Source organism: Mesorhizobium argentiipisi (SeqCode) (genome assembly GCF_037179585.1).
Taxonomy (GTDB): Bacteria; Pseudomonadota; Alphaproteobacteria; order Rhizobiales; family Rhizobiaceae; genus Mesorhizobium; species Mesorhizobium argentiipisi.
In genome coordinates, this window is the sequence record NZ_JAPYKO010000023.1 from 42,657 (window position 1) to 66,546 (window position 23,890).

Here is a 23,890-nt window from a genome sequence, read left to right on the forward strand (position 1 = left end):
GGGTCTGTCATTGCTTTGGAACATGCATCCAGGGACGAAGGCATGAAGACCCTCACAATCGGCATGACGTTCGCCATGCTCGCCGGCGCCGCGCAAGCTGCCGATTGCGTCGACGGCAAATCCGCGAAAGCCGGCTTCGTGCTCGAAAAGCCCGGTATCCGCAGCGAATTCCGCCAAGCGCCCGGCGGCATGGTCGCGGTCACCAACAAATACGAGTCAGACTCACCGCAGACGCAGTATCTCTATGCCGGGCTGATCGAAGTGTTCCGCGACAGCGACACCGGGCGGCTCTCGATGATCCCGCTCGGCGACTTGAAGAAGCTGTTCCCGCTGAAGGCGGGCGCCAAGAGCAAGACCGAATTCGTGCGGCTGTCTTCAAAAAAGGTGCCGAATGGCACCGAGATTCTGGCTTTAGCCGTCAAGGGCAAGGACATCTATAAGCTCGGCGACTGCAAAATACAACGTGCTCGTGGTCAGCGAAACAATCATCGGCGATAATGGCAATGTCATCGACACCTTCACCGCGCTCTATTCGCCCGACCTGCAGGCGGTGCTGGCGCGGCGGTATGATGAGGGGACGAGCGCACAGAGCGAGGTGGGGTTCGAGACGATCAAGCCGTTGAGGGAGTGAGGCGTCATTGTCATCGACGCAATCCTTCACGCCTCCTCCCCCGCAGGCATTATCCGATCTTGGGCCGTGGCAACACGCGACGCCGCCGCTTCAACCTGCCCTGCGATGGCGATAGCTCGAAATTTTCGAACCCCTTCAAACACTCCCGCAACACTTCGGCGTCCTGCGATGTCTTGGCCATCGACATGGCGCCGGAATAGGCCGCCACGGTCAGCGCCGCAAAAACGCTCCGGATCGATTGCGCCCTCCCCGCCGTCCAGCTGGTCGGCCCGGATCTTGTCAGCGATCGCCTGCCGCCAATCGGCAAAGATCCTGGCCAACGCCAAGCGGAACTCGTCGTCGGCCAGCGACAGTTCATGCGCCAGGTTGTTGAGCGGGCAGCCGCGCACATAGCCTTGTTGCTCGAGCTCTTCGGCCACCGCCTCGAACACGGCCCGCACGCCTTCGCGAGCCGAGGGCGCCGCCAGCACCGGGTCGATCCAGGTTTCCCGGACCGCTGCCGCTACCCGTTCCTCGATCACCGCCAGCCCAGCGCCTTCTTGGTCGGGAAATGATGGTGCAGCGCGCCGCCGGTGACGCCGGCCGCCGCCATCAGATCGCCGAGGCTCGAGGCGTGATAGCCGGGCGCCTGGAAGATGTCTTCCGCCACGTCGAGGACGCGTCGGCGCATGCCCTCCGGATCGTTGGTGCGCTTTTTGCGCATGGCCATGTCGATCTCCCCTTTCTCCTTGTTGGAGAAGGCACCTGAGCGAAGTGAGGGCGGATAAGGGTGCCCCGCGGAACCGCGCGACGAGAAGCTGGCGCGCATCCAGAAGGTCATCCACGCCCGCATGCGCTCAAACCTCTTGTCCGGCCTGCGCGGGCTCACTTCGCCCGAACTGGCCGACGAGATCGTGCTTGGCGTGGCGGCCTTGATCGACGGACTGTGGCTCCGGCTCGGCCTGCAGCCGGACAGCGTCACGCGCGAGCAGGCGGTGCGCCAGGTCAAGGATTTCGTCGCGGGGCGGCTGGCGTTGCGCCAGCCCGCGTCCGTCGGCCTGGCCTCAGCTGGATAAGTTCATACCCGGCGATAGTTGCCGCGCTTGACCGCCCGCGTTGCCGGCGCTGCATTTTCGCTTCAACGCGGCTATATCGCCGGATGAGCACTCGCGGTGTCGTCCCAGTCCTTGAACCCGAGCTTCCCCACCTCATCGAGTATCTGCTCGCGGATCCAGCGATGCGGTGGCTCATCGTCGCGGCGCGCGTGCCAGTACATTCTGACGGCCGGCGACGGGATCGAGATCGGTGCTCGATAGATACCAATCGGCAGGGATTTTGCAGCTTGAACCGCGAACTGCGTTGGAACGGCCGCCAGATAGGGCCCGCTCGCCACCGCCAGCGCAACGGCCTGAAAATGCGGCAAAGCAAGCGTGACGCGGCGCGCCCGGCCCGTTCTGCCCAACGCATCGTCGGTGAAACCCGACATCGAGCCATCGATGGAGCGCAGCGCGTGCGGCAGCGCACAAAAGAGGTCTATCGGCACCTCTTCGCCCTCGGCGATGCCCGCCCGACCGAGAGCGGCATTGTCTTTCGCCGCGATGACGGCGAAGGGCGAGCCGAACAGCGCCACGCTCGAGACCCACTCCGCGACCTCCAGCGGGCGCTCCAGCGCGAGGTCGATCCGATCCTCCTGCAGCAGCTTCGAGACGTCACCTATGGCGCTGTCGAGGAAGCGGAACGAGACACCAGGCGCCACCGTCGCGATGCGAGCGGCAAAGGGCGGCATCAGGAGCATGGAGAAGAAATCGGCGCCCATGAAGGTGAAGGTTCGTTCCAACCTTGCCGGATCGAAATCGGTCGCGGGCTGAAAGGCGCGCTCGATCTCGCGCAGCGCTGCGCGCACCGGCTCGGCAAGGCTCTCGGCGCGCGGCGTCGGCACCATGTCGTTGCCGCGGCGCACGAAGAGCTGGTCGTTCAGCGTATGGCGCAAGCGGTTGAGCGCCGCGCTCACGGCCGGCTGGCTAAGGCCGATCTGCTCGCCGGCGCGCGTCACGCTCTTCTCGCGCAGAAGCGCATCGAGCACCCTCACCAAATTGAGGTCGAGCGCGTTCAAATTCATCGCGTCAATCCGCCCCATACGATCATTCGATTTCCATCACCGGCTCGTCCTTGCTTAGGTCACCGTCGAAAAGGAGAGCAATGATGACAATGATCAACGCGACGATCGCAGGCAAGGAACTCCTCTGGTTCAACAACACGCTCGTCACCATCCGGGTTTCGTCGGCCGATGGCGAGGACGGCATCTGTGTCATCGAACACCGCCAGCCCTACGGCGATTCCGCGCCGCTGCACGTGCATCACAATGAGGACGAGGTGTTTCATATCCTCGAAGGCCGGATACGTTTCGTCCTTGACGGCCGCGAGCGGATTGCCGACGCCGGCGAAACGGTGCTCGCGCCAAAAGGCCTGCCGCACACTTACCGGGTGGAGTCTCCGGAAGGCGCGCGCACGCTCACGGTGACGCGCGGTTCGGCCTTCGAGACGATGGTGCGAAAGGCTAGCCGCCCGGCCGAACGGCCGGACCTGCCGCCGGCGGCGGTGCCGACGCCAGAGATGATTGAGGCGCTGACGAGACTGTGCGCCGAAAACGGCATCGACATTGTCGGGCCGCCGATGGGGTGAGCTTCCCTTCAACCGATTTGCATCTTTCCCGCCCGCAATCTCCGCTTGATGCCGTTTGTGCAACGCGATACGCCGTTGCCCAAATCGACAGACCGGAGACTTGCCGTGAGCGCTGAAAAGACCAGAACCGAAACCGATACGTTCGGCCCCATAGAGGTGGCAGCCGACCGCTATTGGGGCGCGCAGGCGCAGCGTTCGCTGGGCAATTTCAAGATCGGATGGGAAAAACAGCCGGCTTCGATCGTGCGCGCGCTCGGCATCGTCAAGCGCGCCGCGGCCGAAGTGAACATGGAGATGAAGCGGCTCGATCCGGCCATCGGCAAGGCGATCGTCGAGGCGGCGCAGGAAGTGATCGACGGCAAGCTTAACGATCATTTCCCGCTGGTGGTTTGGCAGACCGGCTCGGGCACGCAGTCTAACATGAATGCCAACGAGGTGATCTCCAACCGGGCAATCGAGATGCTCGGCGGCGTGATGGGCTCGAAGAAGCCGGTGCATCCCAACGACCACGTCAACATGAGCCAGTCGTCCAACGACACCTATCCGACGGCCATGCATATCGCCTGCGCTGAGCGGGTCGCGCACCATCTGATCCCGGCGCTGCACCATCTGCATAAGGCGCTCGACGCCAAGGCCCGCGCCTTCAACCACATCATCAAGATCGGCCGAACGCACACGCAAGACGCCACGCCGCTGACGCTCGGCCAGGAATTTTCCGGCTATGCCGCACAGGTCGCCTCGTCGATCAAGCGCATCGAGCTGACGCTGCCCGGCCTGCAGGAGCTGGCGCAAGGCGGCACCGCGGTCGGCACGGGCCTCAACGCGCCGGTCGGCTTCGCGGAAAAGGTGGCGGACCGCATCGCCGCCATCACCGGCATCGCCTTCGTCACTGCGCCGAACAAGTTCGAGGCCCTCGCGGCACACGATTCCATGGTGTTCTCGCATGGTGCGATCAACGCGGCGGCCGCCGCGCTGTTCAAGATCGCCAACGACATCCGCCTGCTCGGCTCCGGCCCGCGCTCGGGCCTCGGCGAGCTCTCGCTGCCGGAAAACGAGCCGGGCTCCTCGATCATGCCCGGCAAGGTCAACCCGACCCAGTGCGAGGCGCTGACGCAGGTCTGCGTGCAGGTGTTCGGCAACAATGCAGCACTTGCCTTCGCCGGCAGTCAGGGTCACTTCGAACTCAATGTCTACAACCCACTGATGGCCTACAACTTCCTGCAGTCGGTGCAGCTGCTTGCCGACGCCTCTGTCTCCTTCACAGACAATTGCGTGGTCGGCATCGAGGCGCGCGAGGACAACATCAAGGCGGCGCTCGAACGCTCGCTGATGCTGGTGACGGCGCTGGCGCCGACCATCGGCTACGACAACGCCGCCAAGATCGCCAAGACCGCGCACAAGAACGGCACCACCTTGCGCGAGGAGGCCTTGGCCACCGGGCTGGTCAGCGAAGCCGATTACGATCGGCTGGTGCGGCCGGAGGACATGACGCATCCGGGGTAGTTTTCGCGGCGCGAAGGCCCCACCAGGTCGTTATGTATGGACGAAGCAGGAGCGAAGCTCCGTCGCGGCGACCCTCCATGCCGTCACCTGAACCGAAGGACGCAGCGGAGCAGAATCTGCATCGCAACGGCTGTTCTGACCTCACGGCATAGTTTCCAGGGTCTGCGCGCGTCGCTTCGCTCCTTGCTCCGCCGGTGGATGACAAAGCGACAGGGATTTTTTGACAGCACAATTTGCTCCCTAACTTGACCTGACCACACGATTTTCGCGTGCGTCGGCGGGAGAGAGGAACATTTTTCTGTGAACAATGTGTCGCCGCATAGGCGACTTTAGTGAACAGTCTTCGTCGTCTATCTGACGGAGCATTCAACCCGTTCGGAGAACCGCCATGTCCACCAACTCTTCCGTCGCCGGCAACGGCATCGCGTCCAACAGTTCCGCAACGATCCTCCTGGGTCGTATTCTGCTCGCCGTCATCTTCCTGCTTTCCGGCTTCGGCAAGCTCACCGCCATTTCCGGCACCGCCGGATACTTCGGCGCCCTCGGCCTGCCGTTGCCGACCGTAACCGCCGTCGTTGTTGGGTTGATCGAGCTGCTTGGCGGCCTTGCCATTCTTGTCGGCTTCCAGACGCGGATCGCCGCATGGGTGCTCGCGATCTTCACGATCGCCACCGGGCTGGTCGCTCACACCGGCTGGGCCGACCAGATGCAGATGATCCAGTTCCTCAAGAACCTCGCCATCACCGGCGGCTTCATCCTGCTCGCCTCTTCGGGCGCCGGCGCCTATTCGATCGACGCCAAGCGCGGCTGATCTTTTTCCTCCCATACTGATCCTCCCAAACTGAAACGAAAGCGGTGCGGAATTTTCCGCACTGCTTTTTCGTTTTCCGGTTGTAGGCGTAGACTGCGCCGGCAGCCGGCCTGATGCCGGCAAGGGAGATGACCAATGCCCCGCAATGCGTTGCTTCTGGTCTCGCGGCTCCTTCTTGCCGCGCTCTTCGTGCCATCAGGCTTCCAGGCACTCACCAATATCGGCGGCACGACCAATTATTTTGCCGGCCTCGGCCTGCCGCTGCCGGCTTTTGCGGCCTGGGGCACCGGCCTGTTCGAGCTGATTGCCGGGCTTTTGATCCTTGTTGGTTTCCAGACGAGGATCGTGGCGCTTTTGCTTGCCGCCTTCTGCGTAGCCGCCGGCTTCATCGGCCATTACGGCCAAGGCGGCGACGATGCAACCCTCGCCTTCCTGCACCAGCAGATGCTGATGAAGGACATCGCCATTGCCGGCGGCTTCCTGGCGCTCGCCATGGCCGGCGCCGGCGCATGGTCGGCGGACGGGCGCGGTTTCGGGATCGGCGCCGAAGTGACGTGAGCCGGCCCTATTTCACCGACACACTTGGTCCGCCCTCGACCGCCAGCACCAGGCGCCGGTTGGTGATGCGCGCGAGCTGCGCCAGCCGGCCGGCCGGGCGCTCGCCATAAAGGTCGGCGAGCGAGGCCGGCAGCACCAGCGCGAGCGCGCCGTTGCCGCGGCTTTCCCATTTCAGCCTCGGCATCACGCCGGGCATCGCCGCGGTGAGCAAGTAGACCACGCGCATCATCGCCGCCAGCACGCGGGCGCGCTCGAGCAGGCGCGGCGGCGCCAGCGCCTTGATCTCGGGAGCGATGCCGTCGTTGAAGATGCCGTCATGGCGATAGGCGTTGGCCAGGGCCAGATAGGCGCGGCCGGGGTGATCGACGCCGATGAAGGAGGCATGCGCGATGATGTTGAGCGATTGCCTGCCGCGATATTCCGGATGCGCGCGCCAGCCGATATCGGCGAGCAGGCAAGCTGCATGGCGGTAGCGCGCCTCGTCCTCCGTCTCGTCAATGCCGAAGGCCTTGAACGCCTTCCCGGTCCATTCGACCAGATCATGTGCGTGGTGCACCGAGCGCGAGCGCAACAGCGCCAGTTCCTCGGCCGCCGATATCAGCGGATCGGCCTTCTGCTCCTCGGCGTCGAGCAGTGAATAGAGGAAGCCCTCGCGCACGCCCTGGGCTGAAACGACGATCTTCGAGGGCTGCATCGCCGCCATGATCTCCTGCAGCACGACCGCGCCGTAAGGCAGGAGCGAGCGGCGGTTCTTGGAAACGCCCTCGATGCCGCGCACCTTCTCGACCTCGCCCCTGGCCACCTGCTTCAGGAAGGTCTGCGCGTTGTCGGCCGAAATCTCGTAGTGATGCATGACGCCGAGCGGATAGTTGATCATTTCCATGTGCAGCCTGGCGAGGTTTCGCCAAGTGCCGCCGACGGCATAGAAGACCCTGCCCTGTCCGCCGTTGAGCAGCTTTGCCCGCGCCAGCTCCTGGCGCGCGATCTTCTGCGCCTGCACCAGCGAGTTCTTCGCCATGTCCTGCAGGCGCAGGCCTCCGAGCGGCAGCGTGATGCCGTCGCCCATCGCCTCGCGATTGATATCGATCAGCTCGAGGCTGCCGCCGCCCAGGTCGCCGGCGATGCCGTTGGCCGGATGGAAGCCGGAAATGACGCCGAGCGCCGAATAATAGGCTTCCTGGCGACCGGTGAGCACACGGATCTCGGTCTTCAGCACATCTTCGGCGCGGTGGATAAAATCGGGGCCGTTGCCCGCCTCGCGCGCCGCGGCGGTAGCCAGCACGTACATGTGCTCGGCGCCTGCCTGGTCCGATAGCGCGCGGAACCGGCGGAATTCCTCCATCGAGCGCGTCACCGCCTCAGGGTCGAGCTTGCCCGTCGAAACGATGCCGCGGCCGAGGCCCGCCAGCATCTTCTCGTTGAACAGGAGCGTGGGCGAGCGCGCCAGCCCCTCATAGACGACAAGGCGGATCGAGTTCGATCCGATGTCGATGATCGACAGCGGCCGCCGGTCCTGAAGCCGGCCCTGGGAAACTGCAATCACGCGGCGGCGTTCTTCTTGCGGCGCTTGAACTGGGCAATGCGCTTGGGCGCATGCGATTTCAGCGCGTCGCCCCGTCCGGACAGGCTCGGATTGGTCATGAAATATTCCTGCGCGTTGAACGGCTCCTCGCCCTCCTCCAGCACAACGCGCCGGGAGGTGCCGTCAGCCAATACGTCGAAACTTTGCTGGTTGTCCATGACATTGCCCAGCATGATCTGGCCAAGCACCTGTTCATGCACAGTTGGATTGGTGATCGGCACCAGGGTTTCGACGCGGCGGTCGAGATTACGCGGCATCATGTCGGCGGACGAGATGTAGACGATCGCCTCGTCCGACGGCAGGCCGTGGCCGTTGCCGAAGCAGAAGATGCGGCTGTGCTCGAGGAAACGGCCGACGATCGATTTGACCCTTATGTTCTCCGAAAGACCCGGCACCTGCGGCCTGAGGCAGCAGATGCCGCGCACGACGAGGTCGACCTCGACGGCGGCGCGGCTGGCGTCGTAAAGCGCGTCGATGATGGTCGGATCGACCAGCGCGTTCATCTTCATCCAGATGCGCGCCGGCCGGCCTTCACGGGCATGGACGATCTCGTCCGAGATGTGTTTCAGGATGCGCTTGCGCAGCGTGAAGGGCGATACGGCAAGGCGCATCTCCTCGGCGGGCTCGGCATAGCCGGTGATGAAATTGAAGAGCTGCGCGACATCGCGCGCGATCGTCGGGTCGGTGGTGAAGAAGGACAGGTCGGTGTAGATGCGGGCGGTAACCGGGTGGTAGTTGCCGGTGCCGAGATGCACGTAGTTGCGCAGCCGGCCATCCTCGCGGCGCACGATCAAAGACATCTTCGCGTGCGTCTTCAATTCCAGAAAGCCGAACACGACCTGCACGCCGGCGCGTTCAAGGTCGCGCGCCCAGCGGATGTTGGCTTCCTCGTCGAAGCGCGCCTTGAGCTCGACAAGCGCCGTGACCGACTTCCCGGCCTCGGCTGCGTCGATCAGCGCGCGCACGATCGGGCTGTCGTTGGAGGTGCGGTAGAGCGTCTGCTTGATCGCCACCACTTCCGGGTCGGCGGCGGCCTGGCGCAGGAACTGCACCACCACGTCGAACGACTCGTAGGGGTGATGGACGACGATGTCCTTCTCGCGGATGGCGGCGAAGCAGTCGCCGCCATGCTCGCGGATGCGCTCCGGGAAGCGCGGATTGTAGGGCGTGAATTTGAGGTCGTCGCGCGGAATGGCGACAATCTCGGATATCTGGTTAAGCGCCAGCGGACCGGTGAGCACGCTGATACGGCTCGACGAAACGCCGAGCTCGCCGGCGACGAAGTCCCGCAACGCAGCCGGCATCAGCGTGTCGAATTCGATGCGGATAACCGAGCCGCGGCGACGCCGCTTCAGCGCCGTTTCGAACAGGCGCACCAGGTCTTCCGACTCTTCCTCGACCTCGATGTCGCTGTCGCGGATGATGCGGAACGTGCCGGAGCCCTTGACCTCATAGCCGGGGAAAAGCTTGCCGATATAGATGCCGACCACTTCCTCCAGCGGGATGAAGCGCACATGGTGCTTGCGGTCGGGCAAGCGGATGAAACGCCTGAGCGCCACCGGCAGGCGCAGCAGCGCGCTCATCTCCTCGCCATTCTTGCGATGGCGCAGTTGCAGCGCGATCGAGAAGCCGAGATTGGGGATGAAGGGGAACGGATGCGCCGGGTCGATCGACAACGGCGTCAGCACCGGGAAAACCTGCTCCTGGAAATGTTCCTCCAGCCAGGCCTTCTCATCCTTGGTGAGCGCGTCACGGGTGATGCTTTCGATGCCTTCCTTGTTGAGCAAGGTCATAAGCACCGAGAGGCTCTTCTGCTGGTCCTCTTGCAGGCGCTCGACCTCGCGCAGCAATTGCTCGAGCTGCTGCTCGGGCGTGCGGCCGTCCGGGCTTTTCAGCGCGATGCCCTCGCGCACCTGGCCGGCAAGGCCAGCGACGCGGACCATGAAGAACTCGTCGAGATTGGCGGCCGAAATCGACAGGAAGCGCACGCGTTCGAGCAGCGGATGATGCTCGTTCAGCGATTCTTCCAGCACGCGGCGGTTGAACTGCAGCCAGGAGAATTCGCGGTTGACGAAACGGTCGGGATTGCCGCCGTCCGGGCTGGCCGCCTCGACGGTGATGAACTCGCTCTGCACCGGCTTCAGTTCGTTCATGGTTTCCCGCTCTTGTTCGCAACCGTCCTTGGGAGCGCCGCATATTGGCGTTCGGCGACGCTCTAGCATGTCTTTGTGACGCATGATCGTCACGGAATCGCTCCGACACCGGCCTCACCCGCTTAACCGGCTCAACTTATCCTCTGCCAGGCTTTTGCGACAGTTTGATTTCATCGATCTTGCAAACTGGGCTGTTATGCTCCAGATGCAGGCTGGTCACACCCACTGGCCGAACCCAATTGGAGACGACGATGGCAGGCGGCAGCATTCCCCATTTCCAGAACGACGCGGGCCATCCGTTCATCGAGATCGGCGTCAAGGAATTTATGTGCACCGGCGCCAACCCACCTTTCGACCATCCGCATGTGTTCCTCGACATGGGCGACGACGATGAGAAGGTCTGCCCCTACTGCTCGACGCTCTACCGCTATTCGCCATCGCTGAAGGCGACGGAAACGCAGCCGGCCGGCTGCCTCTATGTCGACCAGGCCGCCTGATCGCCCCTTTCGACCATGACTGAAACACCGTCCCGGCAGATCGTCATCGCCGGGGCTGGTATTTCCGGGCTGACGGCGGCGCTTGCCTTTGCCGAGCGTGGCTTCCCGGTAAGACTGTTCGAGCAGGCCAGGCAACTCGAAGCGGCCGGCGCCGGCCTCCAGCTTTCCCCCAACGCGACCCGCATCCTGCGCCGGCTCGGCGTGCTCGATAGCCTGCTGCCCAATGCGATCCGGCCGCAAGCGGTGGTGCTGAAGGATGCAAGGAGCCTGCGAGAGCTGGCGCGCGTGCCGCTTGGGGAAGCGGCAGAAAAGCGCTGGGGCGCGCCTTATCTCGTGGCGCACCGCGCCGACCTGCAGGCGGCGCTGATGGCGGCGGTGGCGCTGCGGCCGGACATCCAGCTTATCACCGGCGCGAGCGTTACCGGCATTGCCTTCGACCCGCACAGCGTTACCGCGACGGTCGAAATCGACAGCAAAGCGACGGATGTCTCGTGCGGTTTGCTGGTCGCAGCCGACGGCGTCTGGTCGTCGGTTCGCGCCCAGCTTGCCCGGACGACCGGCTTTGCGGCAAGCCGCTTTTCGGGCGAACTCGCCTGGCGCGCGACGGCCCCGGCGGAAAGCGCCGCCGGCCAGGCCTTTATGCAAATCGGCGCTGCCGACTGCGTCACCACCTTCCTGCATCCCGGCTTCCACATGGTCGCCTATCCGGTGAGCAGGGGCAGCGCCTTCAACCTGGCGGCCTTCACCAAGGGCGAGCGCATCGCCGAAGGCTGGTCCGGGTATGCCGATCCCGCCATACTTTCAGCAGCCATGCGGAGCACGGCGGCAACGCTGGCGAAGCTGGCGGCGCTTGCCGGGCCGTGGACGGCCTTCCCCATCCACACGGTCGCGCAGCGGCGCTGGACCATGTCGGAGGGAGTGGCACTGATCGGCGATGCCGCGCACGCCATGACGCCCTTCGCGGCGCAGGGCGCGGCGATGGGGATCGAGGACGCCGCGATGCTCGCCAATCTCGTTGCCGACTTCCCCGGCGATCCAGCTCAGGGCCTCGCCATCTGGGAAAATCTCAGACGCCCGCGCGTCGAAAAGGTGCTGAAACGCGGCGCTCTCAATCGGCTGGCCTGGCACGCCTGGGGACCTGTGGCGATCGCGCGCAACCTGGTGCTGGCGGCGCGGCCGGCGGATAAGCTCGCCGCGGACCTGGACTGGCTTTATGGCTGGGAAGAGCGGAAGGTAGTGAGGCGGTAGCGCGCCGACGGCCGGATAGACTGGCAGGACAGAGGGAGGCGAAGGAATGAGGCGCTTCTAATTATACAGGCTCAGCGACCAACCCAATGACACCGGCAGCGGGTTCCACCAACCTGTCCGGATGCCGCCAGTGCGCAATGCCGCCGCCGCCCACGTATTACAGCCGACCAGCCCGTTGAAATGGCCGTTGGCCTCGTAGAAACGGTCGTAACTTGAATAGCCCGCATTTTCGATCGGCACCGGTCCGCCAGGCCCCTGCCGGAAGCTTGCCGCGATATAGTCGAGCAGCGCCGAGAAATGTTCCTTATCGATGTCAAAGCCGGCCACATCCGGATGCGGCTCAAGAATAGCGCCCGCAACGTCGACATGCATCACCGCGGCGTCGAGCGTAAGCGCCTTCAGCACCGGCATGGCCTTCAGTTGCGACCAGGTCGGCGTGTCCAGATAGAAGGCGCGGCCGCCCCAGCCGAAGATGAAATCGCGCCTCCGACGCGTCGGTCGGCAGGCCGGCATCGACCAGGAAGGCAAATCGGCGGCGCACGTCATCATCGACCGGTATCGCAATGTCGGTGTGAATCGGATTCCTCAGCACCAATATGTGCCGCGTCCCCTCGCCTTCGGCCCGTGCAGCCGGCCAGAGCGGACGCGGCACCAGCGTGCCGAGCGCAGCGGCAAGCACTACCGCTCCCAAGAGCATCACCAGATATCGCAGGACTCGTCTCATCGGATGCGGTAGTTCCATCTTGTCTGGGGCGATTCCAGGAAGGCCTGACGATCAGGCCCGACGATTCCGGAGCGTCAACCAAAAATGAGCAGATCCTTGTCCGATCGCCCGAATGCAAAAAAAGCCCGGCTGTTTCCAGCCGGGCTTCCGAAAATTAGCGATTGCGCCCGCTCAGTGCAGGATCTGCGATAGGAAAAGTTTTGTGCGTTCATGGCGCGGATGGTCGAAGAACTCGGCCGGCGTGTTCTGCTCGACGATCTGGCCCTGATCCATGAAGATCACGCGGTTGGCGACTTTGCGAGCAAAGCCCATTTCGTGGGTGACGCAGAGCATCGTCATGCCCTCTTCCGCCAGCCCCACCATCGTCTCCAGCACTTCCTTGATCATTTCCGGATCGAGCGCCGAGGTCGGCTCGTCGAACAGCATGATGCGCGGATTCATGCACAGCGAGCGCGCGATCGCCACGCGCTGCTGCTGGCCGCCGGAGAGCTGGCCCGGATATTTGTTGGCCTGTTCCGGTATCTTGACGCGCTTGAGGAAATGCATGGCGATTTCCTCGGCCTGTTTCTTCGGCATCTTGCGCACCCAGATCGGCGCCAGCGTGCAGTTTTCCAGGATGGTGAGATGCGGGAACAGGTTGAAGTGCTGGAACACCATGCCGACCTCGCGGCGCACCTCGTCGATCTTCTTCAGATCGTTGGTGAGTTCCTTGCCGTCGACGATGATCTTGCCCTTCTGGTGCTCCTCCAGCCGGTTGATGCAGCGGATCATGGTCGACTTGCCGGAACCGGAGGGACCGCAAATGACGATGCGCTCGCCGCGCATCACCTTGAGGTTGATGTCCTTCAGCACATGGAACTCGCCATACCATTTGTGCATGCCGACGATGTCGATGGCGACATCGGTGGTGGAGATGTGCATCTTGGCGGCGTTGACCTTGATCTCTTCCGCGCTGACGGCGTTTTCGGTGGCCATGGCTGGTTCCCCTTTTATCGTTTGATTTGATGCATGTCGTCACCCCAAAACCGCTATACTTTGGGCGACATGCATCAGCGTTTGTAGCCGGTGTCGAGCCGGCGTTCGGTGTACATTGAATAGCGCGACATGCCGAAGCAGAACAGCCAGAATACAAAGGCGGCAAAGATTAGGCCGGACCTGGCGGTCTGCGGCGTCGCCCAGTTGGCATCGGCAAAATTCTGCTTCACCACGCCGAGCAGGTCGAACATCGAGATGATGAGCACCAGGCTGGTGTCCTTGAACATGCCGATGAAGGTGTTGACGATGCCGGGGATGACCAGCTTCAGCGCCTGCGGCAGCACGATCAGGCCCATTTTCTGCCAGTAGCCGAGGCCGAGCGAGTCGGCGCCCTCATATTGGCCTTTCGGGATTGCCTGGAGGCCGCCGCGGACCACCTCCGCCATGTAGGCGGCGGCAAACAGCGACACGCCGATCAAGGCTCGCAGATATTTGTCGAAGGTGACGCCTTCCGGCAGGAACAGCGGCAGCATGACGCTGGCGAAGAACAGCACGGTGATCAATGGAATGCCGCGCACCATCTCGATGAAGACGATGCACAGCCATTTGACGATCGGCATCTTCGAGCGGCGGCCGAGCGCCAGCACGATGCCCATCGGCAGCGACACGGCAATGCCGACGAAGGAGAGGCTGAGGGTAATCAACAGACCGCCCCAGCGCGCGGTCTCGACATACGGCAGGCCGAACGCGCCACCGATCAGCAGGAAGAAGGAGACGATCGGCAGCGCCACGAAGAGCAGGATGGCGTTCAGCCCTTTGCGCGGCACGCGCGGGATCAGCATCGGGACCAGCAGCGCCACGAACAGTATGGCGACCAGGATCGGCCGCCAGCGTTCTTCGATGGGATAAGTACCGAACATGAACTGGCCGAATTTGGCGTTGACGAAGGCCCAGCAGGCGCCGGTCCAGCCATCGGGCTGGATGCCGCCTTGCGCGGCCGTGGTGCAGACCGTGCGGTCCGGCCCGCTCCATTGGGCGTTGATGAAGGCCCAGTTGATAACCTGCGGCACGATCCACAGCACGATGGCGATGCCCAGCACGGTGAGGATGGTGTCGCCGACCGAGCCGATCAGGTTCTTGCGCACCCAGGCATAGGCGCCGCGTTCTTCGGGCGGCGCCGGCTGCGCCAGCACCATCTCGGTGCGCACCCAGGACATGTCGTGTTCCTGCATGGCCCTACCTCTCCACCAGCGCCATTCTGGCGTTGACGATATTCATGACAAAGGACGTCACGAGGCTCAGCACCAGATAGGCGATCATCATGATGAACACGCCCTCCACCGCCTGTCCGGTCTGGTTCAGCACCGTGCCGGCGGTTGCGGTAAGATCGGGATAACCGATGGCGATCGCCAGCGAGGAGTTCTTTGTCAGGTTGAGATACTGGCTGGTCAGCGGCGGAATGACGATGCGCATCGCCTGCGGGATAACCACCAGCCGCAGAATCGGGCCGGAACGCAGGCCGAGCGCCGCCGCCGCCTCGGTCTGTCCTTTGCTGACACCCCGGATGCCGGCGCGTACGATCTCGGCGATGAAGGCCGCCGTGTAGAAAGAAAGCGCCAGCAGCAGCGACAGGAATTCCGGCTTGATCCAGAAGCCGCCGGTCAGGTTGAACGTCGACTGCTTCGGGAAATCGAAGGCCAGCGGCATGCCGCCGAGGAGGAAGGCGAGCGCCGGCAGGCCGACGATGAGAGCGACCGACGTCCAGAAGACCGGGAATTGCTGACCGGTTGCCTTCTGCCGCTGCCGCGCCCTGTGGGCAACGAACCAAGCCATTGCAATGGCCAGCAGCAATGCGACGCCGATCAGCCAGGAGCCGTCCCCCCAGACAGCCCGCGGCAAGTAGAAGCCACGCTGATTGAGAAAGGAACCGAAGGGCAGATGGATGCTTTCGCGCGGCGGCGGCAGCACGGCGAGCACGCCGGAATACCAGAAGAAGATGACCAGGAGCGGCGGGATGTTGCGGAAGATCTCGACATAGACCGTGCAGATCTTGCGGATCAGCCAGTTCTGCGACAGGCGGCCGATGCCGATGGTGAAGCCGACGATCGTGGCGAGCACGATGCCGGCGACGGCAACGATGATCGTGTTGAGCAAGCCGACGACAAGTGCGCGGAAATAGGTCGAGTCGGACGTGTAGGCGATTGGCGTGTCGGAAATGTCGAAGCCGGCCCTGCTCCTGAGGAAACCGAAGCCTGACGCGATGTGCAAACGCTGGAGGTTTTCGATGACGTTGTGGACGATCCACCAGATCGAACTGAACAGTAGGATTACAACCAGCGTCTGAAAAAACAGGCTGCGTATTCTCGGGTCATTGATGAAGGAGCCGCGGCTCGGCTCCTCGCGAAGTATTTCCTGCGAAGCCATGGACCGTCCTCTGGAAAGAGAAACCGGGAGGCAGACGACCTGCCTCCCGGATCACGTTTCAATCAGCGGATCGGCGGACCGTATTGCAGGCCGCCCTTGGTCCACAGCGCGTTGATGCCGCGCGCGATCTTGAGCGGGCTGCCCGAGCCGACGTTGCGCTCGAACATTTCGCCGTAGTTTCCCACAGCCTTGATGATGTTGACGACCCAGTCGTTGGAGAGGCCGAGATCGGCGCCGTACTTGCCGTCGGGCTCGGTGCCGAGGATACGCTGAATGTTCGGGTCGGTCGACGTCTTCATCTCGTCGACATTCGCCTGGGTGATGCCGGCTTCTTCGGCGTTGAGCAGCGCAAAATATGTCCAACGCGCGATATGCGCCCACTGGTCGTCGCCCTGGCGCACGGCCGGGCCGAGCGGCTCCTTGGAGATGATCTCGGGCAGCACGACGTGGTCGGCCGGCGAGGACAGCGTCAGGCGGATGCCGTAAAGGCCGGACTGGTCGGTGGTGTAAGCATCGCAGCGGCCTGCGTCATAGGCGGCGTTGACTTCTTCCAGCTTCTCGAACACGACGGGATTGTATTCCATCTTGTTCTTTTTGAAGTAGTCGGCGAGGTTGAGCTCGGTCGTGGTGCCGCTCTGCACGCAGACGGCGGCGCCCGAAAGCTGCAGCGCGGAGTTCACGCCCGGCAGTTTCTTGGCGTTGATCATGAAGCCTTGGCCGTCATAATAGGTGACGCCGACAAAATCGAGGCCGAGCGCGCTGTCGCGGTTGCTGGTCCAGGTGGTGTTACGCGACAGGATATCGATCTCGCCCGACTGCAGGGCGGTGAACCGCTCCTTGGCGCTGAGCGGCGTGAACTTAACCTTGGAGCCATCACCGAAGACGGCGGCCGCGACGGCGCGACAGAAATCGGCATCGATGCCCTTCCATTCACCCTTGTCGTCCGGCGCCGAGAAGCCGGCCAGGCCCGTCGAGACGCCGCACTGGATAAAGCCCTTCTGCTTCACGGTATCGAGCGTGCCGGCCGAAGCGGCGGACGCCATGAACCCGAGCGCGGCGACGCCAAGGATGCCGATTGCAATGTGTTTCATGACCCACAGACCCTTTTCTGTCATAGGCGCCCCTGCTGCCAGGCGACGCTTGATCTTTTCGTTTGTGAACGCAGCTCCCACTTGAGGCCCACTCCCGGACCCGCATCGGTAACGATGCGCTGCCTCCCGTTCACGAAACGCATCGAAGGCGATTATTCCTGTGAGGTCAAGGGAAATGACCGAATCCCGGGAGGTTTGAAAAGCAATTGCCGCGAATGCCTGAATTGCGCACAGGAGCGCCATGAAACCGGCAAGCCATGCAAACAAATCAGTCAAGTTGCATCGCCGCGAATCCATGGCCGGGCAGTAAAATCCGCTTCGGCAATAGCCGTGCTTCTTGGGCGCGCACGCCGGTAGATTGGCCTAGCGAAAGACCGGCTTTTGGCGGGCCCGGCGCGGTTGCGCGGGCCTTGCCGCCGCTTTATGGCTGGTCCCTGACATCATTCGACAGGCGACGAACAATGGCTAGAGACGTCATCGAAATGGGCATCAACACGCTGCTTGCCCATTCCGGCAACAACCCGCGCGACTATTTCGGCTTCGTCAACCCGCCGGTCGTGCATGCCTCGACGGTGCTTTATCCCGACGCCGCCTCGATGGCAGGGCGCAGCCAGAAATACACTTACGGCACGCGCGGCACGCCGACGATGGATGCGCTCACGCTCGCCGTCGATGCTCTGGAAGGCTCGGCCGGCACGATCGCGGTGCCTTCGGGGCTGGCAGCGGTGACGGTGCCGCTGCTCGCCTTCCTTGCCGCAGGCGATCACCTGTTGATCGTCGACAGCGTCTATCACCCGACGCGCCACTTCGCCGATATGATGCTGAAACGGCTCGGTATCGAGGTCGAATATTACGAGCCGCGCATCGGCGCCGGCATCGCATCGCTGATCAAGCCCAACACCAAGGTGGTGTTCACCGAATCGCCGGGATCGAACACCTATGAGGTGCAGGACATCCCGGCGATCGCCAAGGCGGCGCATGCCGCGGGCGCTATCGTTATGATGGACAACACCTGGGCGACGCCACTCTACTTCAAGCCGCTCGACCATGGCGTCGACATCTCGATCCATGCGGCGACCAAGTATCCGGCCGGCCATTCCGATGTGCTGCTCGGCACGGTTTCTGCCAACGAGACCTATTGGAGGCAGCTCTACGAGAGTTTCTGCACGCTGGGCTGCTGTTCGGGACCCGACGACATCTATCAGGTGCTGCGGGGCCTGCGCACCATGGGGGTGCGGCTCGAGCATCACCGCAAGAGCGCGCTCGATATCGCGCGATGGCTTGAGGAGCAGCCGGGCGTCGCGCAAGTGCTGCACCCGGCGCTTGAAAGCCATCCCGACCATGCGCTCTGGAAACGCGATTTCTGCGGCTCGAGCGGCGTCTTCTCGGTCGTGCTCAAGGGCGGCGGACAGAAGGCGCAGCACGCTTTTCTCGATGCCCTCAAGATCTTCGGGCTCGGCTATTCCTGGGGCGGCTATGAGAGTCTCGCCGTTCCGGTCATTCTTGGCGACCGCACGCTTGCCAAAGGTTCGTATGCCGGCCCGCTGATCCGGCTGCAGGTCGGGCTGGAGGATGTCGAGGACCTGAAGGCCGACATTCTCCGCGGCCTCGCCGCGGCGGCTGCCGCCGAGTGACGGCCTGATCAGCGGAAGATTCCGACCAGACAAGCCTCTGCCCAAGGGTAGCATGGCCGGTGCAACCCGTTCGGGAACCTTTTGTCGGCAGGCGCATCCAATCGCGCATGTAACATTGCCGGGAGATCGGGGCGAGATGAGACAGCCTGCTATTGAAGCCGCCGAAATTGGTGCGGCCGAGGCCGGTGACAGAGCATTGGTCAGCCGGGCGCTTGCGCGCGATCCTGATGCGTTCCGCGCCATCATCAAGACGCACAACCAGCGGCTCTACCGCATCGCGCGCGGCGTGGTACGCAATGACGCCGAGGCCGAGGACATCGTGCAGGAGGCCTATATGCGCGCCTTCGCTAGTCTCAGCAGCTTTCGCGGCGAGGCTTCGCTTTCCACCTGGCTGTCGCGCATCGTCATCAACGAAGCGCTCGGCCGGCTGCGCAAGCGCAGGCGCACCGTGGCGATGCCCGGAAATCCGGAGGCGCAGATCATCCGGTTTCCCTTGAACCAAAACGACTTGAATCCAGGTGATGATCCGGAGCGGACGATGGCGCAGCGGCAGATCCTCGGGCTTGTCGAACGGGCGACCGACAGCCTTCCCGATGACTATCGTACCGTTTTCGTGGCCCGTGTCATCGAGGGCCTCAGCATAGAGGAAACCGCCGATCTGCTGGGCGTGAAGCCCGAGACGGTGAAGACCAGGCTGCACCGGGCGCGAGCGCTGGTGCGCAAGGCGCTCGACGATGAGATCGGCCCGGTTTTGCTCGACGCCTTCCCCTTCGCCGGTCGTCGCTGCGAGCGGCTGACGCAGGCGGTGATGAAAAGGCTGGGATTCGAGCCGTAATTTCGATCTCCCGATCTTTTTCCGGGAACGTTTCGTTGTCGCCCGCATCCAATGGCAGTCAACACCAAATGAAGCCCGAGGCCAGCGCCGCCGGGCGAAGGAGATCCCATGACTATGCGACCGACCGCCGCCCTCGCCGCCCTTTTCTTCGTGAGCACGTCCCCGCTGGCGCTAGCCGCCGAAAAGCCCACCGACCCGCAGATCGCCCACATCGCCTATACGGCTGGCACGATCGACATCGAAACGGCCAAGCTGGCGATCGAGAAGTCCAAGAACAAGGAAGTCGTGGACTTCGCCAAAGACATGGAGCGCGACCATGAGGCGGTGAACAAGCAGGCACTCGACCTGGTGAAGAAGCTGAAGGTCACACCCGAGAACAACGACACCAGCAAGGCGCTGGCCAAGGCCGCGAAGGAAGAACGCGCCAAGCTGGCGAAGCTGAATGGGGCTGCGTTCGACAAGGCCTATATCGACAACGAGGTGGCCTATCATAAGCAAGTCGACGGCGCGCTCGAAACCCTACTCATCCCTTCGGCGAACAATGCCGAGTTGAAGAGCCTGCTGGAGACCGGTCTCAAGATATTCCAGGGACACGAGCAGCATGCCGAACATGTCGCCGGCATGCTGAAATGAGGCCGCTGCTTCTTGCGCCGATGCTGGCGACGGTGCTCATCGCGTCGCCAGCGCTCCCGGCGACGATAGAGGTGACGATCGACAAGCTGGTCTTTTTGCCGGCAAGCGTCCAGGCCAAGATCGGCGACACGATCGAGTGGACGAACAAGGACGTGATCGCCCACACCGCCACGGTCAAAGGCGGCTGGGATGTGATGATCCCGGCAAAGTCGAAGGGCAAGGTTACGCTCAAGGCCGCGGGTGCGGTCGACTATTTCTGCCGCTTTCATCCGAATATGAAAGGCCATGTCGAGGTGGCGCCTTGATCAGCTGGTCCCTTTGATCAGTCACCTCGAAGGGAGAGGCGCGCGCAGCGCCTCGCTGGACTTTCCCGCAATGGTCATGCCGGATTGCGGTGCCGCACCAGCACACTTTTCGCCGAGGCTAGGACATTCGGGGGAATTGCCGAACCGATTCCGCAAACCGTCGTAAAGGCTTGACGCGATTGGCAAAGTGGAGGCCGTTGGCGGCACGCCACTGGCTCCGCATCGTGCAATAATATTCTCCTCGCCGCCGACGAAACGGATTGGTTTAGCTTTCCAACTTACGCCTTTGGCGGCATTGCCAACCGCACAAGATTTCCCCGTTTGACAGGGCCTGTCATGGCTTTTCGCCTTTTCGTTCCGATCCTTGCCGGCGCGACGCTTCGCGAACGGCTGCTTGCCTGCATCGGCGCGACCATCGGCATCGCGCTCACCGGCATGATCAGCGGACTTGCAATGGGCAGCGGCCCACTTGTGGCGATGCTGGTGGCGCCGATGGGCGCGTCCGCCGTGCTCCTCTTTGCCGTTCCGTCGAGCCCGCTGGCGCAACCCTGGTCGATCGTCGGCGGCAACACGATTTCGGCGCTGGTCGGCGTGACGGTGGCGCATTTTGTGCATGACACGGTGATAGCCTCCGGCCTTGCGGTGGCGCTGGCAATCGCCGCCATGTCGTTCACACGCTCATTGCATCCGCCGGGCGGCGCCGCGGCCCTTACCGGCGTGCTCGGCGGACCGGCCGTTGCCGCTGCCAGCTTCCTGTTTCCCTTCGTGCCGGTGGCGCTGAATTCGACCATCCTGGTGGCGCTCGGCTTCCTCTTCCATAAGCTGTCGCGACGCAACTATCCGCATGCGCATGTGCCCGCCGCCAGCGGGCACGGTACCGCCGACCGGCCGCCGGCAGAGCGCGTCGGCTTCCGGCCCGAGGATGTCGACGCCGCGCTGTCGGCGCTCGACGAGACCTTCGACATAGACCGTGACGACCTGGAGCGCCTGCTGCGCCAGGTCGAACTGCAGGCCATGGTGCGCTCGCAGCGCACGCTGCTTTGCCGGGACATCATGTCCGGCGATGTGATCTCGGTGACGGAAACAGCCTCCGCCGACGAGGCGCGCAAACAACTCATCGACCACAACATCCGCACCCTGCCGGTGCTCGACACGAACGGCCGTCTCACCGGCGCGGTCGGCTTGCGCGAGTTGACACGAGCGACCGACGCCGTGAAAGGGGTGATGTCGAAAGCCGGCACAGCCTCACCCGACACGCCGGCGATGAGCCTGCTGCCGGTGCTGACCGACGGCCGCAGCCATGCCGTGGTGATCGTCGATAGCGAGCGGCATATTCTCGGACTGATCACTCAGACCGACCTACTGGCGGCGGCCGCGCGCGTACAGGCATCGGCGCCGCTCAAAGCGGTGGCATAGAGCTAGACCGATCACCCAGGGATGTCCCCGCTCGCCATTCGATCGAGCGCCGCGCCGCTCGTCTTATCGCAGCCGGCCGGGTGACATGCGTCCATGTGCCATCATAGATCGGCTTGCGCCGCCGCGACGCTGGTGCGGGTACGGATGGCAGGCAAAGAGGATGCTTAGACCTGGACTTTCCCGGTCAGTGCTATCCGCGGCCGGGACAGCGCCTTTCAGGACCAGGCAAGCCAAGCGGTGCCGGCGAGAAGCGTCACCAGCGTCAGCGGCAGGCCGACCTTGAAGAAAGCGGAGAAGGAAAGCTCCTTGCCGGCCGCTTTTGCCTGCTCGGCGACGATCAGATTGGCGACCGAGCCGAGCAGCGTGAAGTTACCGGCAAGCGTCGAGCTCATCGCGACGACCAGCCAGGCGCGCTCCGGATTTTCCAAGCCGGGGATGAAGGGCCGGAGCGCCAGCACCGCCGGTACATTGCTCATGATGTTGGAAAGCACCGCGGTGAAGCCGGAGAGCCGCCAGACATCGTCGAGGCCGATATTCTTCGCCCAGGCGATCATATCGGGCGTGAGCAGCGCGCGCTCGGCGCCAGCCACCACCACGAAAAGGCCGGCGAACATGAAGAGCAATGGCCCGTCGATCTCGCGGTAGATGCGCCGCGGCTTGATTGCCCGGGTGACCAGCAGGAAGGCGCCGGCAATCAGCGCCGCCTTGGCAACGGGTACGTCGGCAAAGAAGGCGAGCGCCAGCAACACGCAGACGATGGTGGCCTTCAGCACCTGCCCGGGCAACATGCGGCCGCGATAGACTTCCGGGCTGAGCTCTGCAGGGCGAGAGAATTCGGTGCGGTAGACGATGCGCACGATGACGATGACGCAGAGCAGGCCGAACAGCGCCACTGGCGCGAGCGCCAGCGTGAAGGCCAGATAGGAAATGCCCGACAGCGCGCCGATCACCATATTCTGCGGATTGCCGGTGATGGTGGCGACGCTGCCGCAGTTTGAGGCCGTGCAGGTGGCGATGAGGTAAGGCACCGGGTTGCGATTGATGACCCGTGTGACATGGACCACGATCGGCGCCATCACCAGGCAGATCGCGTCGTTGACCAGGAAGGCAGAAAGCACGCCGGTCAACAGCGTCACCATCACCAAAAGCATGAAAGGCGCATGGGCATGCTCGATGGCAAAGCCGCCAAGCGCGCGAAACGCGCCTGAAACTTTCAGATGCGCGACCACGATCATCATGCCGAGCAGCAGCGTGATGGTGTCGAAATTGATGGCTTTGTAGGCTTCCTCGATGCCGATCGCGCCGATGGCGATCATGGCCGCGCCACCCAGCAGCGCGATGCCGGCGCGGTCGAGCCGCAGGCCCGGGATGCGGCCGACGGCGACGCCGGCATAGGTGGCTACCAGGATGAAAAGCGCGCCCGCGCCTGTCCATGTCATTGCTAAGAAAGTTCCCGTTGCCTGCCGTGCCCGGCAGAATCTGCCGTTGCGTGGAGCGGCCCCACATTTAGCAAGGGCAGCGCAAAGGGAAAGCGCGCAAGCACATGAAGTGCGATAACGCTTTCGTGGGTTTCACATTCATAAACCCTAATGTAAAGAATGGTGAATTAACATATATGACCGATAATCCAGGCGTTGGGGACTAAACGGATGAACACGGTCGTTGAAGCGGAACATCGCATTCCGTCAAAGGAGGAATTGGTGCGTCCGCAGGAATGCTCCCGCTGTCACGGGGCCAAGAAGGTTTTCGTTTGCGCGCGCTGGCTGAGCTCGAACGGTCATTGCTGCCCGGAAGGCACGCACAGGCTGAATTGTCCTGGACACAGCATCGTCTGCCTCGAATGCAGCGGGCGTCAGGGCTAGCGAGATCGTGGAGTGCCGGTCGGCCGCCAAACGCCGCAGTTGCGGAAACTTCCGGCATCGCCCGAGCCTGCTGTGATTAAATTCCGACGTAGCCAGACCTCGCGATATCTGAGGCCCGCTCGCGCCGTGGGCTGTCAGATCCGACCGAGCAGCACCAGGATGATCACGATAACCAGGACAAGCCCGAGGCCGCCGCCGCCATAATAACCGGTTCCGTAGAACGGTCCGCCGCCAAGCCCGCTGAAGCCGCCAAGCAAGGCGAGAATGAGAATGATGATGAGAATCGTGCCGAGGCCCATGGTCTCTTCCTCTTTCTGACTGTGCGGTCCCGCGCTTCGCTATTGAGG

24 protein-coding genes and 2 pseudogenes are annotated in these 23,890 nt (G+C 63.3%); 14 read left to right on the forward strand and 12 right to left on the reverse strand.

Annotated elements, in window-relative coordinates:
- Positions 1–42: 42 nt before the first annotated feature.
- Together O7A05_RS25585 and O7A05_RS25590 are read left to right on the forward strand one after the other, a co-directional pair.
- Complete coding sequence (locus tag O7A05_RS25585; RefSeq protein WP_337095710.1) at positions 43–498, forward strand: hypothetical protein; 456 nt, start codon at positions 43–45, stop codon at positions 496–498.
- On the forward strand, positions 470–631 hold the full coding sequence (locus tag O7A05_RS25590) for a hypothetical protein (RefSeq protein WP_337095711.1): 162 nt from the start codon (positions 470–472) through the stop codon (positions 629–631). The genes O7A05_RS25585 and O7A05_RS25590 overlap by 29 nt, the downstream gene beginning before the upstream one ends.
- A 26-nt stretch (positions 632–657) precedes the next feature.
- Here O7A05_RS25590 and O7A05_RS25595 read toward each other — a convergent pair whose 3' ends face one another.
- Positions 658–1,152 (reverse strand): LmrA/YxaF family transcription factor, encoded by a 495-nt coding sequence (locus tag O7A05_RS25595; protein WP_337095712.1) that lies wholly within the window; start codon positions 1,150–1,152, stop codon positions 658–660.
- Positions 1,149–1,340 (reverse strand): TetR/AcrR family transcriptional regulator, encoded by a 192-nt coding sequence (locus tag O7A05_RS25600; RefSeq protein WP_337095713.1) that lies wholly within the window; start codon positions 1,338–1,340, stop codon positions 1,149–1,151. The genes O7A05_RS25595 and O7A05_RS25600 overlap by 4 nt, the downstream gene beginning before the upstream one ends.
- A gap of 61 nt (positions 1,341–1,401) precedes the next feature.
- Between O7A05_RS25600 and O7A05_RS25605 the strand changes: the two are divergent.
- Positions 1,402–1,686 (forward strand): annotated as a pseudogene (locus O7A05_RS25605) (TetR family transcriptional regulator C-terminal domain-containing protein); the annotation flags it as partial.
- 71 nt (positions 1,687–1,757) lie between these two features.
- On the opposite strand, the gene O7A05_RS25610 reads toward O7A05_RS25605, so the two are convergent.
- Positions 1,758–2,729, reverse strand: a complete 972-nt coding sequence (locus O7A05_RS25610) for a LysR family transcriptional regulator (RefSeq protein WP_337095714.1) — start codon at positions 2,727–2,729, stop codon at positions 1,758–1,760.
- A gap of 83 nt (positions 2,730–2,812) precedes the next feature.
- Here O7A05_RS25610 and O7A05_RS25615 point away from each other — a divergent pair, with 83 nt between their 5' ends.
- From O7A05_RS25615 to O7A05_RS25630, 4 genes are all read left to right on the forward strand, one after another.
- Complete coding sequence (locus O7A05_RS25615; protein ID WP_337095715.1) at positions 2,813–3,292, forward strand: cupin domain-containing protein; 480 nt, start codon at positions 2,813–2,815, stop codon at positions 3,290–3,292.
- 105 nt (positions 3,293–3,397) lie between these two features.
- On the forward strand, positions 3,398–4,795 hold the full coding sequence (gene fumC / locus O7A05_RS25620; RefSeq protein WP_224544669.1) for a class II fumarate hydratase: 1,398 nt from the start codon (positions 3,398–3,400) through the stop codon (positions 4,793–4,795).
- 388 nt (positions 4,796–5,183) lie between these two features.
- Positions 5,184–5,606, forward strand: coding sequence for a DoxX family protein (locus tag O7A05_RS25625; protein ID WP_337095717.1), 423 nt, complete (start codon positions 5,184–5,186; stop codon positions 5,604–5,606).
- 135 nt (positions 5,607–5,741) lie between these two features.
- Positions 5,742–6,164 (forward strand): DoxX family protein, encoded by a 423-nt coding sequence (locus tag O7A05_RS25630; RefSeq protein ID WP_337095718.1) that lies wholly within the window; start codon positions 5,742–5,744, stop codon positions 6,162–6,164.
- 7 nt (positions 6,165–6,171) lie between these two features.
- Here the strand turns inward: O7A05_RS25630 and ppx are convergent, their stop codons facing one another.
- Positions 6,172–7,707: an exopolyphosphatase gene (ppx, locus tag O7A05_RS25635; RefSeq protein WP_337095720.1), complete on the reverse strand. Its 1,536-nt coding sequence runs from the start codon at positions 7,705–7,707 to the stop codon at positions 6,172–6,174.
- The gene (locus tag O7A05_RS25640) at positions 7,704–9,899 is read right to left on the reverse strand and encodes an RNA degradosome polyphosphate kinase (protein ID WP_337095721.1); all 2,196 of its coding nucleotides are present in this window, start codon (positions 9,897–9,899) and stop codon (positions 7,704–7,706) included. The genes ppx and O7A05_RS25640 overlap by 4 nt, the downstream gene beginning before the upstream one ends.
- A 251-nt stretch (positions 9,900–10,150) precedes the next feature.
- On the opposite strand from O7A05_RS25640, the gene O7A05_RS25645 reads away from it, so the two are divergent.
- On the forward strand, positions 10,151–10,396 hold the full coding sequence (locus tag O7A05_RS25645; RefSeq protein WP_337095722.1) for a zinc-finger domain-containing protein: 246 nt from the start codon (positions 10,151–10,153) through the stop codon (positions 10,394–10,396).
- Between the two features lie 15 nt (positions 10,397–10,411).
- A complete protein-coding gene (locus O7A05_RS25650; RefSeq protein WP_337095724.1) occupies positions 10,412–11,644 on the forward strand; it encodes an FAD-dependent monooxygenase in 1,233 nt (410 codons plus the stop codon).
- Between the two features lie 57 nt (positions 11,645–11,701).
- Here the strand turns inward: O7A05_RS25650 and O7A05_RS25655 are convergent.
- The 5 genes and pseudogenes from O7A05_RS25655 to O7A05_RS25675 form a co-directional block, all read right to left on the reverse strand.
- A pseudogene (locus tag O7A05_RS25655) lies at positions 11,702–12,368 on the reverse strand (TIGR02117 family protein).
- 171 nt (positions 12,369–12,539) lie between these two features.
- On the reverse strand, positions 12,540–13,289 hold the full coding sequence (locus tag O7A05_RS25660) for an amino acid ABC transporter ATP-binding protein (protein ID WP_176477089.1): 750 nt from the start codon (positions 13,287–13,289) through the stop codon (positions 12,540–12,542).
- Positions 13,290–13,417: 128 nt separating this feature from the next.
- On the reverse strand, positions 13,418–14,575 hold the full coding sequence (locus tag O7A05_RS25665; protein ID WP_337095725.1) for an amino acid ABC transporter permease: 1,158 nt from the start codon (positions 14,573–14,575) through the stop codon (positions 13,418–13,420).
- A 4-nt stretch (positions 14,576–14,579) separates the two neighbouring features.
- Complete coding sequence (locus O7A05_RS25670) at positions 14,580–15,767, reverse strand: amino acid ABC transporter permease (RefSeq protein WP_337095727.1); 1,188 nt, start codon at positions 15,765–15,767, stop codon at positions 14,580–14,582.
- Between the two features lie 62 nt (positions 15,768–15,829).
- Positions 15,830–16,858, reverse strand: a complete 1,029-nt coding sequence (locus tag O7A05_RS25675) for an amino acid ABC transporter substrate-binding protein (RefSeq protein ID WP_337095728.1) — start codon at positions 16,856–16,858, stop codon at positions 15,830–15,832.
- 461 nt (positions 16,859–17,319) lie between these two features.
- Between O7A05_RS25675 and O7A05_RS25680 the strand changes: the two genes are divergently transcribed.
- The 5 genes from O7A05_RS25680 to O7A05_RS25700 all read left to right on the forward strand — a co-directional run bounded on the left by O7A05_RS25680 (position 17,320) and on the right by O7A05_RS25700 (position 21,681).
- Entirely contained in the window at positions 17,320–18,492 is a 1,173-nt protein-coding gene (locus O7A05_RS25680) for a cystathionine beta-lyase (RefSeq protein ID WP_337095729.1), read from the forward strand.
- Positions 18,493–18,628: 136 nt separating this feature from the next.
- Positions 18,629–19,327 (forward strand): RNA polymerase sigma factor, encoded by a 699-nt coding sequence (locus tag O7A05_RS25685; RefSeq protein ID WP_337095731.1) that lies wholly within the window; start codon positions 18,629–18,631, stop codon positions 19,325–19,327.
- A gap of 108 nt (positions 19,328–19,435) precedes the next feature.
- Positions 19,436–19,960: a DUF4142 domain-containing protein gene (locus tag O7A05_RS25690; RefSeq protein WP_337095733.1), complete on the forward strand. Its 525-nt coding sequence runs from the start codon at positions 19,436–19,438 to the stop codon at positions 19,958–19,960.
- Positions 19,957–20,265 carry a cupredoxin domain-containing protein gene (locus O7A05_RS25695; protein ID WP_337095734.1) on the forward strand — a complete coding sequence of 103 codons (309 nt, stop codon included), beginning with the start codon at positions 19,957–19,959 and terminating at the stop codon, positions 20,263–20,265. The genes O7A05_RS25690 and O7A05_RS25695 overlap by 4 nt, the downstream gene beginning before the upstream one ends.
- A 336-nt stretch (positions 20,266–20,601) precedes the next feature.
- Positions 20,602–21,681: an HPP family protein gene (locus O7A05_RS25700; RefSeq protein WP_337095735.1), complete on the forward strand. Its 1,080-nt coding sequence runs from the start codon at positions 20,602–20,604 to the stop codon at positions 21,679–21,681.
- A gap of 215 nt (positions 21,682–21,896) precedes the next feature.
- On the opposite strand, the gene O7A05_RS25705 is transcribed toward O7A05_RS25700, so the two are convergent.
- On the reverse strand, positions 21,897–23,120 hold the full coding sequence (locus O7A05_RS25705) for an anion transporter (protein WP_337095736.1): 1,224 nt from the start codon (positions 23,118–23,120) through the stop codon (positions 21,897–21,899).
- A gap of 557 nt (positions 23,121–23,677) precedes the next feature.
- Complete coding sequence (locus O7A05_RS25710; RefSeq protein ID WP_095768421.1) at positions 23,678–23,842, reverse strand: DUF3309 family protein; 165 nt, start codon at positions 23,840–23,842, stop codon at positions 23,678–23,680.
- Positions 23,843–23,890 lie beyond the last annotated feature (48 nt).

Bases quoted from the DNA above. Each gene is read 5' to 3' on its own strand.
- O7A05_RS25585 (WP_337095710.1), top strand. From the start codon at position 43: ATGAAGACCCTCACAATCGGCATGACGTTCGCCATGCTCGCCGGCGCC.
- O7A05_RS25700 (WP_337095735.1), top strand. From the start codon at position 20,602: ATGGCTTTTCGCCTTTTCGTTCCGATCCTTGCCGGCGCGACGCTTCGC.
- O7A05_RS25665 (WP_337095725.1), bottom strand. From the start codon at position 14,575: ATGCAGGAACACGACATGTCCTGGGTGCGCACCGAGATGGTGCTGGCG.
- O7A05_RS25660 (WP_176477089.1), bottom strand. From the start codon at position 13,289: ATGCACATCTCCACCACCGATGTCGCCATCGACATCGTCGGCATGCAC.
- O7A05_RS25710 (WP_095768421.1), bottom strand. From the start codon at position 23,842: ATGGGCCTCGGCACGATTCTCATCATCATTCTCATTCTCGCCTTGCTT.
- O7A05_RS25685 (WP_337095731.1), top strand. From the start codon at position 18,629: ATGAGACAGCCTGCTATTGAAGCCGCCGAAATTGGTGCGGCCGAGGCC.
- O7A05_RS25600 (WP_337095713.1), bottom strand. From the start codon at position 1,340: ATGGCCATGCGCAAAAAGCGCACCAACGATCCGGAGGGCATGCGCCGA.
- O7A05_RS25650 (WP_337095724.1), top strand. From the start codon at position 10,412: ATGACTGAAACACCGTCCCGGCAGATCGTCATCGCCGGGGCTGGTATT.
- O7A05_RS25615 (WP_337095715.1), top strand. From the start codon at position 2,813: ATGACAATGATCAACGCGACGATCGCAGGCAAGGAACTCCTCTGGTTC.
- O7A05_RS25630 (WP_337095718.1), top strand. From the start codon at position 5,742: ATGCCCCGCAATGCGTTGCTTCTGGTCTCGCGGCTCCTTCTTGCCGCG.
- O7A05_RS25690 (WP_337095733.1), top strand. From the start codon at position 19,436: ATGACTATGCGACCGACCGCCGCCCTCGCCGCCCTTTTCTTCGTGAGC.
- O7A05_RS25610 (WP_337095714.1), bottom strand. From the start codon at position 2,729: ATGAATTTGAACGCGCTCGACCTCAATTTGGTGAGGGTGCTCGATGCG.
- O7A05_RS25645 (WP_337095722.1), top strand. From the start codon at position 10,151: ATGGCAGGCGGCAGCATTCCCCATTTCCAGAACGACGCGGGCCATCCG.
- O7A05_RS25695 (WP_337095734.1), top strand. From the start codon at position 19,957: ATGAGGCCGCTGCTTCTTGCGCCGATGCTGGCGACGGTGCTCATCGCG.
- O7A05_RS25675 (WP_337095728.1), bottom strand. From the start codon at position 16,858: ATGAAACACATTGCAATCGGCATCCTTGGCGTCGCCGCGCTCGGGTTC.
- O7A05_RS25705 (WP_337095736.1), bottom strand. From the start codon at position 23,120: ATGACATGGACAGGCGCGGGCGCGCTTTTCATCCTGGTAGCCACCTAT.
- O7A05_RS25670 (WP_337095727.1), bottom strand. From the start codon at position 15,767: ATGGCTTCGCAGGAAATACTTCGCGAGGAGCCGAGCCGCGGCTCCTTC.
- O7A05_RS25680 (WP_337095729.1), top strand. From the start codon at position 17,320: ATGGCTAGAGACGTCATCGAAATGGGCATCAACACGCTGCTTGCCCAT.
- O7A05_RS25640 (WP_337095721.1), bottom strand. From the start codon at position 9,899: ATGAACGAACTGAAGCCGGTGCAGAGCGAGTTCATCACCGTCGAGGCG.
- O7A05_RS25625 (WP_337095717.1), top strand. From the start codon at position 5,184: ATGTCCACCAACTCTTCCGTCGCCGGCAACGGCATCGCGTCCAACAGT.